The following is a 13684-nucleotide window of genomic DNA, read 5'->3' as shown; positions in this document are numbered from 1 at the left end:
TATGGCAGCCAACAGAATTCAGTTACAAAACGCATTAAACAAACCTTACGACAGGGTTTTGTTTTCTCGTGAAGTTTTAAGTCCGGTTTTTGGTTCAGGATTTACGCTTAATTCCTCTTTAGTTCCGGCATCGGTATCTCCCAACAAATCGGAATCGGCTGCGATTGCCAACGTTTGGGTTTACGGTAAAATTCAATTGGACGATAGCACCGAAATTACCTGCTACGAAGTTCTGTTGCAACCCAAAGTGCGCATCGAACAAAGCAAGGTAGCTATTCAGCAATATGTGCGAAAGCTGCTTACAGCCGGACAAGCGGCATTAATCAATTTTGTTGCACCTGCTAATAAAAATATCTGGCGGCTTACATTGGTTGCCAAAGACAGTGTACTGACCGACAAAGGGGTAAAAGAAAAAACCACCAATGCCAAACGTTACACATTTTTATTAGGTCCTTCGGAAACCTGCAAAACAGCAGCCGAACGCTTTGAAACTCTGAGCACCGAAAAGGAGATTTCGTTTCAAACCCTTGTCAATGCCTTCTCTGTTGAAAAATTAAGTAAAGCATTTTTTGATGAATACACCCTGCATTATCAAAATTTTTGCGATTATCTGCAGGAGTCCAATTACCGTAAATCAGTTTTCAATATTACCTTTCCTGTCGGTGCTACAAAGCAGGAAAAGGATAAAGCCAGCAAACCCATCCGCGATTTTGTAAAGAAACTGCTCGGGCGTATTGTGTTTCTATACTTCGTTCAGAAAAAAGGATGGTTGGGTGCAAATGATATCAATTACACCGATGGTCTTGGTGATTTTATAAAACTACTCTTTAACAAATCGGGTGGAAACGATACTTTTTACAGCACTTGGTTAACGGTACTTTTCTTTGATACATTAAACAAAGAAAGAGCAAACGATGATTTTAAAATGCCGGATGGGAAAACGGTTAAAGTTCCTTTTCTGAATGGGGGGTTGTTCGATAAAGAAGAATTTGATGAACACTTGTTGACTTTCAAATCAACACTCTTTCATCATCCCGATTTCGAAGATACTATTCTTACTGAAAAAAGTAAAGGGAATGCCCGTGGTTTTCTCGACTTTTTGAATGCCTTTAACTTTACTGTTTACGAAGACAGCCCCGATGACCATACCGTAGCCGTTGACCCGGAAATGTTAGGTCATATTTTTGAGAACCTTCTTGAAGATAACAAAGACAAAGGAGCTTTTTATACTCCGAAGGAAATCGTGCATTACATGTGTCAGGAAAGTTTAACGGAATACCTGTGTACCACTTTGCAGATTAAAGATGAAGTTGCAGAACGGGAAGCCGTAAATCAGTTGCTGAAAAATAAAATAGTTGACGATGTTCTAAAACCTGAAATTACAGAACTTGAAAAAGCCCTTGACAATGTAAAAATATGCGACCCGGCAATCGGTTCAGGTGCATTTCCTATGGGCTTATTACAGGAAATTTTCAGCATAAAAGAACTCATTGCTTACGAAACCGGCAAGGAATGGAAACCTGCCGAAACCAAACTAAACATTATCCAAAACTCAATTTACGGGGTGGATATTGAAAAGGGCGCTGTGGATATTGCACGTCTTCGCTTTTGGCTCAGTTTGGTTGTTGACGAGGAAAAGCCAAAACCTTTACCAAACCTCGATTATAAAATTGTGGTGGGCGACAGCCTGATAAGCAAGTTTGATGGCGAAATAGTTGAAATTAACTGGGAACGTAAAAGCAGCGTAGGTAAAGCAGATGAATATGTGAAAAATGTACAGCGTTTATTGGTTGAAGTTGCAGACAAGCAAAAGAAATACTTTAACCCAAACAACAAGAATAAGAAAAAATTACAGACAGAAATCCGGAATCTAAAAATTGAATTGCTCATCAATCAACTTTCCTTTAATAAAGAACTTTACATTGGTAAAACTGTGCAAAAAGGTGGCTTTATGCCCACGGCTGCCGATATTAAGCACAATACCGAACGGGAATTGCAAATTAATGGTTTTGACAATCTGATTACCAAACTGAAAAACCTGTTGAAAAACCCTGATGAACCCTTTAACCATTTTGATTGGAAATTGGATTTTCCAGAGGTTTTAAATCCTTATTTAGTGAATGGTAATGGAGGCTTTGATATTGTAATTGGAAATCCACCTTTTGTTTTTTCAAGAGAAAATATATCGAATGAAGAAAAAGTAATATATAAAAATCATTATAGCCTGACACAATTTAAGATTAATCTATATATACTATTCATAGAGAAGGGCTATAAATTACTTAAAAATGAAATAGGTGTTCTGTTTTATATTACTCCTAATAACTGGCTAACCTTGGACACTAATTCTGATTTGCGTAAATTCATTTTAAGTGATACCAAAAACATTTGTATTCTTCAAAACTATGCAAATGTTTTTGAAAGTGCCAGCGTTGATACAGTTATTATTGGCTTTATTAATTCAAAAACAGGTACTGATTTAGTACGGTACCTTGAATGGGAAGATAAAATACCTGTAATAAAATCTATTAACCCTGCGAAGTATTATTTGGATAGTAGTAAGCATATAATCAGCGGAATATCGCTAAATATCGAAACGGATTTTATTTTAAATATTGGCGGAACTGAATTGCAAAATATATGTGATGTTAAAAATGGGGTACAAGCATATACCGTTGGTGAAGGCACACCAATTTGTACTGAAAAAATGAAAAATGAAAGAGTATATCATAATTCCACCCCTAAAGATAAAACTTGGGTGAAATATCTTGATGGTGTTGATGTTTCGAGATATAGTTTAGGATGGAGCGGTCAATACATAAAATATGGTAGGAATTTATCAAGACCAAGAGAAGTTGACCTTTTTTATGGTGACAGATTACTCGTAAGACAAATACCAAGTCCTTTGCCTTATTGTATAAACGCATGCTATACTAATGAACACACTATAAACGACAATAATAGCATGATTGTTAAACTCATTGATAATACTTATAAATTAAAATATATTCTTGGTGTATTAAATTCATCTCTGATTAGTAAATGGTTTGCTGTAAAATTTGGTAAGCTTTCTAGAAAGATTTTTCCTCAATTCAAAGTAAAGGAGCTACGAATTTTTCCAATTATTAAAGCAAGTAAGGAAAATCAGATTACAATTGAAAAATTTGTTTCATATATACTTTTCATAAAAAACAATAATAACCTTTCAAACAATTTACTTTATTCTTCTTATTTCGAGCAAATCATTGATGGCATGGTGTACGAGTTGTATTTTCCCGAATTGCTCAAAAAACACAACCGTGAAATCATCAAGCATTTGGGCGAGTTGCCAGAGTTTACAGACAGCATGAGTGATGAGCAAAAAATGAAGATTTGCAAAAAGGTGTTTGACAGGTTGAATGATAAGGAGCATCCGGTAAGGGTTAACCTGTTTTACATGAATTCCATACCAGAGATTGCCATAATAGAAGGAAAAAATGAGAATAACTGATATACATATAAAGAACTACCGTGCTTTTTACGGTGAGCACCATATTTGCCTTGACAAAGACGGTAAAAACCTGATGGTTTATGGCGAGAACGGCAGTGGCAAAAGCTCTCTCTTTACAGCCCTTCAGGATTTTCTGAAATCTTCGGTTGGCAAAATTGAGGTAGAAGAAAATATTTTTGTTCCTACCTCTCAAAAAAACACAGCCAGCATAAAGGTTAATATCAAAGAATCGCCAGAAACTTCAAAAACCACCACTTTTGAACTGAAACTAACCGACAAGGAAATAATCAGTGCAGATAAAACTCTTATTGCCGATGCCAATAAAATAAAGGGCTTCTTTGACTACCGCAGCTTATTGCGTACTCACATGGGGCATAAAGACAAGGTCGATTTATTCGATATTTTGGTAAAGGATATTCTTTACAATTCTATTAATCGTTTTTCAAACAAGGAAATTGGTAAAGAATGGCAGGCAATCCATAACGATACTTTCAACAAAAGGCAGATTAAAAGGCAGCAGGAAGCCACAAAGAATTATCTTTCCGAAAAATTTAATCCCGGTCTGAAGCAATTGCTCAAAGATATAGAAGCGGACACCAATACATTTATGAAATCTTTTGGTGCCAGTGTTAAGATTTTGTTGGATTTTGATAAAGTAGAATATCAGGGCAGAAGGAAACTTACAGGAAACAGCATCAATTTAAATATTGACTTTTTTGAAAAATCAATACCAAAACATCAGCTTTTTCTCAATGAAGCCCGTTTGTCGGCACTTGCAATAAGTTTGTATTTGGCATCTATAAAAGTAAATCCGCTTTCAGGAGCACTAAAAATCCTTGTTCTTGATGATTTGCTCATTGGTTTGGATATGAGCAACCGGTTACCCTTGCTTGATATTTTGAATAAACACTTCATTGATGTTGACAAAGACAAGCAATTTCAGGTAATAATGACCACCTACGATAAAGTTTGGTATGAATTGGTGCGAAATTATTTCGGAGTTGAGAAGTGGAAATATACTGAGATTTATACAAAATCATTAAAAGATGACGACTTTGAAATTCCGGTAATCTTTAATGAAAACGGCTATCTGGAAAGGGCTAAACATTATCTGTCTGAAAAGGACTATAAAGCATCAGCCGTTTATCTGAGAACAGAATTTGAAAGAATTGTAAAGACCATTTGTGATAAGCAGAAAATCCCTGTATGTTATCACAAAAACCAAAAAGAGACAACAAGCGAAGACTTTTGGACAGCCATAGAATCCCAGACTAACCTTGACCCTACATTAATTCATGAAATTACAATCCATCGTGGAGTTGTAATGAATCCTTTCAGCCATTACGACCTTGAAAAACCGGAGTTTGAAGCGGAATTAAAAGCAACTATTAAAGCAGTTGAAAGACTGAAAGATGAAATGAAAAATGTTAAGAAAAACAAAACAATTGATAAGCTTGAAAAAGAAATAGCAAGACTTAATACAGAAATTGCAGGAAAAGATAAATTGATTGGAGAATTAGGAGCAAAACTGAAATCAAAATGAGCCAACGCAGCAGTCACACACATTGCCAAAGCCCCACAAGCCAACGCTTCAACCAAAGCTTTGCCAAAGAGTGTGCCTGCCCAACCCACGTAACCGCCTTTCAGGTCGGTTTTAGGATTGCCCACGCTCAAAAAAACAAAATAAATTTGTGCTTCGTGGATAGATTGGTGCAGATTGTCAATGACTAGAAAATAAAGCTAAATAAATGACAAAAAGACGGATATGAATGAACACCAGTTGCCAACACACAATATAGCCAATAAGGGTTTTAGGGGTATGCGAAGGTTTGTAGCCCGCTTCAACTTTTCGTGTAACCTGATAGGAAATCGCTCGCAATCCCTTACTGGCCATATTGTCAACCGTTGCGTGCAATGGCATCAAAACCGTGACACCTGTAAATCGGATGAAAGTAAAGTACACCGATAGGTATCCTTCGGGATTATGTGATTCGATTTTAATAAGACTCTTTAGTCCGGAAAATGTTTTTACTCTGTAGTTAACGTTCTAAATCAGGATTCCTATCGCTGCACTTTTGTTTTGATTTGACCTGCAAGAAATCAATGATTCTGATACCATTTGGACTCAACGCTCGGAAGGATTTTTAGAATTTGATTGTGATTTGCATTTAGTGCAGTTTTTAATGTGTGAGAACTCTATAATTTAATGATTTAAGAGTTATTGGGAGAGCCAATTCTGACGAGCCTCGCTCCTACTCGTATTGTGACTTCCAGTGCAAGTAAATAAGTCAAACACTAATTGACTTCTGGCTGCAAGTAGATTTTTATGTGCTGATTTTTAAACGTCATCGAAAACGTGGGATTTCTAAATAATAAGCTCTCATCGGGATTTAAAATTGTAAAAGACATTAACTAACCGTGGATATTTAGCCTTCACCATCTATTTGGACAAAAGGACAAAATTTTAAAACAAAAACCCACTGCACGCAACAAGCAGTATACGCAATACGGGTTGTTTTGCTATATTTGAGCCATGTACAAGCAATCAACATTCAGTAGTGCTGACAGTCGGCTTTCTAAAATCCCCGCACTGCGCATACTGCTGGGCGTTAGGCGCAAGGTAACAAAACCCAAAACATAGACAACATCCCGATAAATTGACAAAAAACAAAATAGTACCCCACGCACAAAGCAAGAGTGTGGCAGCCCATCCCTGCAACCGTCCCTGCGCTACCACACACTTTCTTTTTTTGCCGTCACACAGTCAAAGTGGAATTCCAGAAAAATATTTATACCCGGACTAACATAGTATTTTTTGAGTTCAGAGACTATAAATTATTCTTCATTGGCTCAGCTTATTTAAATTTTACTAATTTATTACTCTATTAATTTCAATGCTAAGTATTTAAACTTAGATTAAAAATAAAGAAGATTATGTGGTATTGGAGTTTATCTTTAAAGGATATTTTCATTACATAATGATTGGTAATATGAATCCAAAGGTGAATCGTGAATCATAGAATAGTTAGTAAAAGGTAAGTGGGCAATAAAACATTTAGCAGAAAATGAAATCGTTTTTTTATATCTAAAGATTTGGCTTATTAAGAAGGTTGTATATTTTTGCACCTATTAATTATTTTTATTCTTGTATTAAAATATATCCGCCTTCTCTAAAACCTTAAGTCAGAATAAACAAATTTTAGAGGCATAATTGAGCGGAATAGAAGCTAATATTTTCATTCGTAGAAAGGAGGTGAAAACTAATAGTATATGTTAGGCCCAGCTGATCTAGGATCTTAAAGGCACAGATAATTTTGTTGTTACAAATAATCCGTAAAAAAAGCAAACAAAAAACCCCATCCTTCAAATTGACCGTGAAATCAGAATAAGGATGAGGCAGTTAACACAAAGTATTAACCTATAAATTTAACCAAAATGAAACGAATAGATATCTTTTTTAAAAGAATCCCTAAATTTTTATTAATCCTTGCAACTATTTTACTTAACTCTTGTGATAAGTTAGAACAAGTAATTGATGAGAATTCCAACCAAGAAATCGAAAACCAAGAAATTACGGTTGAAAATGGTTATCTAAATTTTCCTAATCAGCTGTCTCTAGATAACTACATTTCTGAGATTGAAAATGAACTTAAAAATAATTCAACTGAAAAGAGTGGTTTAAAATCATCACATAAAATTACTATACCCGCAGGTTTTGAATCTCTTGCTGGTAAACTATCGCAAATAGAAAACAAATTAAAAAATGCTACTGTAGATAGCTCAAGTTTTGAAATTGAAAGGTTTTATGCTGAGTTAAATAAAGCTCTGATCCCCGAAGATATCATTCACTATGTTGTTGATACTGCAAGAAAAATGAAATTAGAAGGAAAAATTTATCAAATTACAGAAGCAGGCACTTTTATTTACACAGAAGATTTAAAATACGAATTTGAAGATTTATATACAAATTTCTTAGACCGCTATAAAAGTTATTCTTATCAAGTCGATAGCCTTACTTACCAGTATGGCAATATTAGGTTTATTGATTCATACAATTTTGTAAATAATGATAACCTTAGTATAGAAAATATTATTGCACTTATTAGTGGAGAAAATACGACTAAGGAAGAATTTTCACTAAAATCTGCAAGTGACAGGATTATCTCTGGTTATACATCCACATACAATTTAACTGATTATCTTGTTGGTGGCGGAACAGCGGTTGGAAAGGCATTTAGTAACATAGGTCTTAATAATTGGCGTAGCAAAGAATTTGATGGTGATCATCGAGTAAATGTCTGTTTGTATGCCTTAAACTATGGTTTCTTTAAATGTGCAGGTTTCAAGGTAAAATTCCAATATAAACATTATTCTAAAGTGAATGTTGGTGTTCTTGGTTGGAGAACCTGGGTTACCCTTGCTAGTTATTGGCTAACTACAAATGCATCTGAAATGGTTATCGGAATAGATTATTTCAAAGGATATACTTCTTTTAACTATAATTTAGAGCCCTCAGATTATACAGGAATTGCAAAGAAATTTTCTAATAATTTTGGTTCTGCAACTAGTAATATGGTTTTTAAAGGGTTTCTAAAAGAGCCTGAATCATTAGTTCGTGATTGGGTCAGTAATATTCATATTTTTGGTGGCAGTATCGACTTTATGGGCAATACGTACCAAGATACTGATGCATATAATGCTTTATATAGGAGTGGTTACGAATGGCTTACTAATGAACTAAAAAAGCGAACATCTTCTTTTGTATATGATAATGTAAAGAGTTCAAATTCTCCAGTAATGATGGTTTCTCCAGGAGTAGGTATAAGTGGCAGCAAAGAATATTTATATTTAAATGGAGTTTCTTCATATTTAGATAGATCTGAAAAGGGAATTCGATTAGGTTTTCCTTCTGCGGGGCTGAAGCTTATTTGGAATTCATCAGGGTACACACCATCTAGTTATGCTCCGTATCTTCCAATTTCATTTCAGGTTGAAGAAGCCTATATTTTCGGAGCTGTAAAATATAATGGAGTTTGGAAGGGTGTAAGAATGTATGTTCCTTAACCACTGTTAACAAAACAAAATGAGAGCGCTTATTATCAAAGGCGTTCTCATTTAATAGAAATAAAAAATACAATGAAACATCCATGAGCAAATAATCATTATTTCACACTAAAAATTTGATTATTTGTAAATGGTAATCCCGAATGGTTATCGGACAAAAAAAATAAACACATGAGATATTTTTTCATATTTGGATTATTTGCTCTTTCAATGCACGCGGAAGCGCAGTCATTTAATATCGATGCAAGCATAGCAACTGATCCAGAGAATAGTATAATGATTTACAATGTAAGTCCTGGTTTGGGTTATTCTTTTACCAATAGCGATTATCTCTATGGAGGGATAAAATTTCAATCGTACAGTTTGGTTCCACGATACAGTAGAGATCAAAACGACCTTTGGTCAACCACAAATGTTCTAAACTTTATGTTTTATGGAGGAATACGATATAACATCCCACTTTTTAAAATTAAAAACGATGCTGATTTAGAACATATTATAGGCATTTTTCCTGAAAGTAGATTATATTTCAACCCTTATGTTCCACGCCAATTAAAATATATCGATGAAAATAATGCAGAAGTTACTGCTACTGGTGAATATGCAACTCAATTCGCCTATGGTATAGGCTTTGGCATATACATAAAAGAAAAAGAAAATAATGCCTCTTTTGCCTTAAAGTTTGAATACAGCAATATCGACGCTTTTCAAACCTTGCGAGAACTTGACTACGGAAACAAGCACTTCGATTTTCCTTCCACTACACAATATTCAATTGGGATTTCGTTATTCTTTCTATAACAATTATTAATAAAAATGAAGAAACTAACTTTTTTTATAATAGCAGCTTTTTATCTATTATTAAATGCCCAAACACAACAAGCAAGCATAGAAGAAAGAATGTTCGGAGTACAAGCGGGCTTTTTCGGCATCTGGGGTAATTATGAAAAAAAACTGTCAAATACAACTACATTAAAAACAGAAATAGGTCTTGATTATGGCTTATGGCTAGAGGCCAACGAATACTTGGGATATTTCTTTGCACCCGCATTAATAGTAGAACCAAGATACTATTATAGTCTGCAAAAAAGACAAGCAAAATCAAAACGTATTGACGGAAACAGCAGTAATTACATTTCGTTATTCTTACGTCATCACCCCGATTGGTTTGTAATCTCAAACTATAATCTGGGGAGTGTAGTTCCAGATTTATCAGTAATTCCTACATGGGGTATTCATAGACGAATAGGAAAAAATTTCAACTTCGATACTTCGGTTGGTTTAGGCTATCGGTTCTACTTCATCAATAATAACGAAGTTTCATCAAATTATGGTGAACTAGACTTTAATATAACCCTAAGAATAGGGTATGAGTTTTAAATGATTGTCTTTTTAGTTTTGTCATAGTTTTGTATATTGCAATATATCAAACCGTTATTACTATTATTGTTATATAACCTAAGTTCAATTTAAATCTTACAATTATGGCAAAAAATCGAAATTACAGTTGTAAAGATGTCGATATGCTTATGGCATCAAAAACCATCGCCGAAAGTTTCAAAACAAACATTTCAGAACTTTCTACTACCCGTACAGATTGGACAGAACAGTATGCAACCGATTTGATTACACGAATCGACAATGCAATCGAAACCCATTTGGGTGTTGATGCAAAAAAAGATTTACGTAATGCAACAGCAACGTTGGCATCAATACAGGTTCCGGCCAAACGGGATGTATCCTACTTCAAAACACAAATAGACGAAGACTTTAAGAAAGAAACATCAAAACGTGATGAAATCCTTAAAAATCTTGGTTTTGCAAAACATCTTCGTGGAGTACAAAAAGGCAACCAGGAATCATTAATCCAGTTGCTCTATCAGTTCAAAACCAATATGAGCGAAACGTTACGTCAGGAAATTATCGTCAAAGGATTAAGCGCAACGCTTATTGACAACATTATCGGATATGCCGATTCCTTTAAACAAGCCAATGTTACACAAGAGACATTTAAAGGTTCAACCAAAGAAATTACACAAGAGGTAACCGATGTTTTCAATGCTATTTACGATGAGATAATTGGTATCTGCAAGAAAGCATCAAATTACTATCAGTACGAACCCTTAAAGAAAGAGCAATTCACCTTTGCAAAGGCACTTTCCAATCTTGGGGCAGCAGCTAAAGTAGCTGGTAAAGAAACTGCACAGGCATAAAATTAGTCTGACAAAATAGGGACAACGTTCTCAGAGAAGGGCCATCATCTGACAGACAAGGGAGCTAATATGACAAAGAAGGGAATGAATCTGGCAGACAAGGGACTTAATTCTCAGAGAAGGGAGCAAACCCGTCAATGAAGGGACACAATCTGACAGAAAAGGGCGCAAAGTTGACAAAGAAGGGAGTTAATCTGACAGAGCAGGGAGTTAACTTGACAAAGAAGGGACAATATCTGACAGACAAGGGAGCACGTACATAGCCCTTCGCACACCGTCCCTTCTGCTTGAAGGCACATGCGGCAAACCCCGCAGGCAAACACACAAGCAAAGTTTGCCGCAAGAGCCTTCAAGCCCGTCCCACCCCAACGCACGAAGGACACCCTACACCGATAGACAGTCCATTAAACGGATACTGAAACGATAGATAAATAACTGATAATCAATAACACCCAGCGCCTAACAGCCAATATAAGTAAGCTGGGTGTTAGTGGTTTACGAAAAGTACGTATATTTAATAAAATTTTTAGCGGTCTGACAAGTAAGTGGCTCCGAAATCCCAGCCTACTCATATTGGCCAACCGTTACAGCCAAGTGTCACCTGCCAATTTTAAGGTCATTTTACTGATAGTGCATCTAAGTTAGCTCCGGTTTGATAACACATTTTGCATGCCCCAGTCCCACCCCTTCATTTAATTGGAGCGCTATTGTAACGGATTGCAAAGTGTCACAAAACTTGGGTAAAGTTCAAAAACCAATTCCAAAACCATGAGTAAGCTTTGGCTCTTTTGGCAATAAAGCCTTTTGTCTGCTTAATAATAACCATTTACTCAGCCTCTGAGCCAATGGTTTGGCTAATGGTTTTTGAAACAACTTTTCCGCCACTTTGCTTTGCACCCTGACAAGTCCTGCAGCTATTAAATGCCCGGCAGATAGATGAGATAGCAATTAAATCCGGTTCCGGGGGCAAAATGATGTTCCAAACCTTGTGCGCCCATATAGCTTTGCGCTTTTAACACGCCGCCACCAGGCTATAACAGCCAATATAAGCAAGCTGGGGGTTGCAGAAATAGAAAAGTTTGTATATTTAATCCGCGGTATCGCTGGTTTTTTGGGTTGGCGGTTTTAAGCCCAGCCTGCTCATATTGGCGTACCGTTAGCAACCATTTAAAATACATTCGCAAGATGACAAGATTAGCTATTTTATGTTTCGTCCTTCTAACATTAACTCACTGTACGAACAAAAACGAACCTAAAACAAATTCTATTGAATTTAGCCTATATGAATCTTACAACTTAATCGAATTGTCAACTGCTTTCAATCAAGCAAATGAACTGATCAGAAAGTATCAATTGGATTCAATCGCAAAAATCAAGACTGGTTTGAGTTTATTAGACTCTATTAATAAGGGATCCGTTAAGGGTGATTCTTTAAGAAAACCCTATGAGGATTTTCCACTATTTTCAGTTCTTGTACCAAATGCAAGAACAGACAAAAATGGAAATAATTATTTGGATACTTCAACAATACTCGGGTGGACAACAGACACATTAAAACTGAAAAGTTATTTAAATTTATCACGTAATGTATTCCCTGAAGTAACATGGATTACTTCTAAAGGCTTTTCTAACAGATATCTAGGTTTGCACGCAATAAAAAATATTAATAAATTGCCTTTTAACAAAAATGATATAGATTCTGTTATTATAGAACCGACAGGTCCTAATTCATTTGGCGGAGTATTTGAAAAAATTTCAGATTTAAAGGGTATTTCAAAATATAGAATTGAACTTAAGCTAAATAGCCAATTATCCAATATTCTTGGAAATAATTCTTATACGTTAATTTTAAAAACATACACGATTGATTATGCTGGATCAGTTGTAAATTTTAAAAAATTTCCTGGTCAATATATTTTCATTGGCGAGATGACATCAACAGACTTTCAGATACTTAAAAATAACTTCGAATCAAAAATGAAGATTAGAAAATAAACGGTTGCTAACAGCCGGTCATACGCAATTGCCGGGTCGTGCGGGTGCTAATGTTATCTCACTTAGCATCATCAGTGGGTAACCCGACACCAAAGCGCCCTGAACCGGCAACAGCGTATACCGGCGAGCGTTAGCAACAAGCCTAAAAAAAAACCGACAACTTACTACCCGATTGAAAATTGAAAAAGAAAAAAACAAACACCCCGACACACAAAAGCAAGAGTTTGGCAGCCCTTCCCTGCAAGCTTCGCTTCGCTGCCAAACACATGCTTTTCTCCCACCGCACCTGCTTCGTGGATAGGGTCGTGCTAAATTGAAACATGGATTTAAAATAGATAGAAATGAAAGAAACCGACAAAAAACTCAAAATACGAAATATCAAACCAACAGCCATGCGTGAATTGGTTTTAAAAGTATTAACCGAACAGGATAGAGCAATTAGTTTAGCTGATTTAGAACAAAAATTTGACAACGCCGATAAAACAACATTATACCGTACACTCAAAACATTTGAAGAAAACAAACTTATCCATAGTATTGATGACGGTACAGGTTCAATAAAATATGCTCTTTGTAAGGAAACCTGTCAATGCAATCCATCCGATTTACACGTTCATTTTCTTTGTACAAAGTGCAAACACACATATTGCTTAAACGATATAGCGATACCAACCATTATATTACCTGCTGACTTTAAACTCGAAAACATTAATATGGTTGTTAAAGGTGTTTGTGCAAGTTGCAAATAAAAACTTTGCAACTCAGTTGCATGAACATTTTGCATATCTTCGCCGTTGTTATAGCAAATGAAAATACTAACGCTCATATTATCTATTTATGTTTTGGTTCTCACCGCAATTCCTTGCGTTGATGTTCCAAAGGAAAATAGCATGAACAAATATGAACTTACCAATACTTCATC

At 35.5% G+C, this 13684-nt stretch carries 8 protein-coding genes; all 8 read left to right on the top strand.

The genetic code is table 11. From position 1 onward, the window contains the following. Position 1: 1 nt before the first annotated feature. The 8 genes from IPM71_16445 (at position 2) to IPM71_16410 (ending at position 13511) form a co-directional block, all read left to right on the top strand. A complete protein-coding gene (locus IPM71_16445; protein QQS51122.1) occupies positions 2-3490 on the top strand; it encodes an Eco57I restriction-modification methylase domain-containing protein in 3489 nt (1162 codons plus the stop codon). Further along, positions 3477-5033, top strand: coding sequence for an AAA family ATPase (locus tag IPM71_16440; protein ID QQS51121.1), 1557 nt, complete (start codon positions 3477-3479; stop codon positions 5031-5033). Before IPM71_16445 ends, IPM71_16440 begins: the two co-directional genes overlap by 14 nt. A 1892-nt stretch (positions 5034-6925) precedes the next feature. Beyond that, positions 6926-8554: a hypothetical protein gene (locus IPM71_16435; protein ID QQS51120.1), complete on the top strand. Its 1629-nt coding sequence runs from the start codon at positions 6926-6928 to the stop codon at positions 8552-8554. Between the two features lie 171 nt (positions 8555-8725). Continuing rightward, complete coding sequence (locus IPM71_16430; GenBank protein ID QQS51119.1) at positions 8726-9355, top strand: hypothetical protein; 630 nt, start codon at positions 8726-8728, stop codon at positions 9353-9355. Positions 9356-9370: 15 nt separating this feature from the next. After that, positions 9371-9934 (top strand): hypothetical protein, encoded by a 564-nt coding sequence (locus tag IPM71_16425; GenBank protein ID QQS51118.1) that lies wholly within the window; start codon positions 9371-9373, stop codon positions 9932-9934. Positions 9935-10038: 104 nt separating this feature from the next. Next, the gene (locus tag IPM71_16420) at positions 10039-10767 is read left to right on the top strand and encodes a hypothetical protein (protein ID QQS51117.1); all 729 of its coding nucleotides are present in this window, start codon (positions 10039-10041) and stop codon (positions 10765-10767) included. A gap of 1185 nt (positions 10768-11952) precedes the next feature. Beyond that, positions 11953-12762 carry a hypothetical protein gene (locus IPM71_16415; protein ID QQS51116.1) on the top strand — a complete coding sequence of 270 codons (810 nt, stop codon included), beginning with the start codon at positions 11953-11955 and terminating at the stop codon, positions 12760-12762. Positions 12763-13103: 341 nt separating this feature from the next. Beyond that, positions 13104-13511, top strand: coding sequence for a transcriptional repressor (locus tag IPM71_16410; GenBank protein QQS51115.1), 408 nt, complete (start codon positions 13104-13106; stop codon positions 13509-13511). Positions 13512-13684: the final 173 nt, after the last annotated feature.

Source organism: Bacteroidota bacterium (genome assembly GCA_016699695.1).
Taxonomy (GTDB): Bacteria; Bacteroidota; Bacteroidia; order Bacteroidales; family UBA10428; genus UBA10428.
This window is presented reverse-complemented; position numbering and strand designations above follow the sequence as displayed.

Excerpts from the sequence above, each read along its gene's own strand:
- IPM71_16445 (QQS51122.1), top strand. The coding sequence starts at position 2 with ATGGCAGCCAACAGAATTCAGTTACAAAACGCATTAAACAAACCTTAC.
- IPM71_16440 (QQS51121.1), top strand. The coding sequence starts at position 3,477 with ATGAGAATAACTGATATACATATAAAGAACTACCGTGCTTTTTACGGT.
- IPM71_16435 (QQS51120.1), top strand. The coding sequence starts at position 6,926 with ATGAAACGAATAGATATCTTTTTTAAAAGAATCCCTAAATTTTTATTA.
- IPM71_16430 (QQS51119.1), top strand. The coding sequence starts at position 8,726 with ATGAGATATTTTTTCATATTTGGATTATTTGCTCTTTCAATGCACGCG.
- IPM71_16425 (QQS51118.1), top strand. The coding sequence starts at position 9,371 with ATGAAGAAACTAACTTTTTTTATAATAGCAGCTTTTTATCTATTATTA.
- IPM71_16420 (QQS51117.1), top strand. The coding sequence starts at position 10,039 with ATGGCAAAAAATCGAAATTACAGTTGTAAAGATGTCGATATGCTTATG.
- IPM71_16415 (QQS51116.1), top strand. The coding sequence starts at position 11,953 with ATGACAAGATTAGCTATTTTATGTTTCGTCCTTCTAACATTAACTCAC.
- IPM71_16410 (QQS51115.1), top strand. The coding sequence starts at position 13,104 with ATGAAAGAAACCGACAAAAAACTCAAAATACGAAATATCAAACCAACA.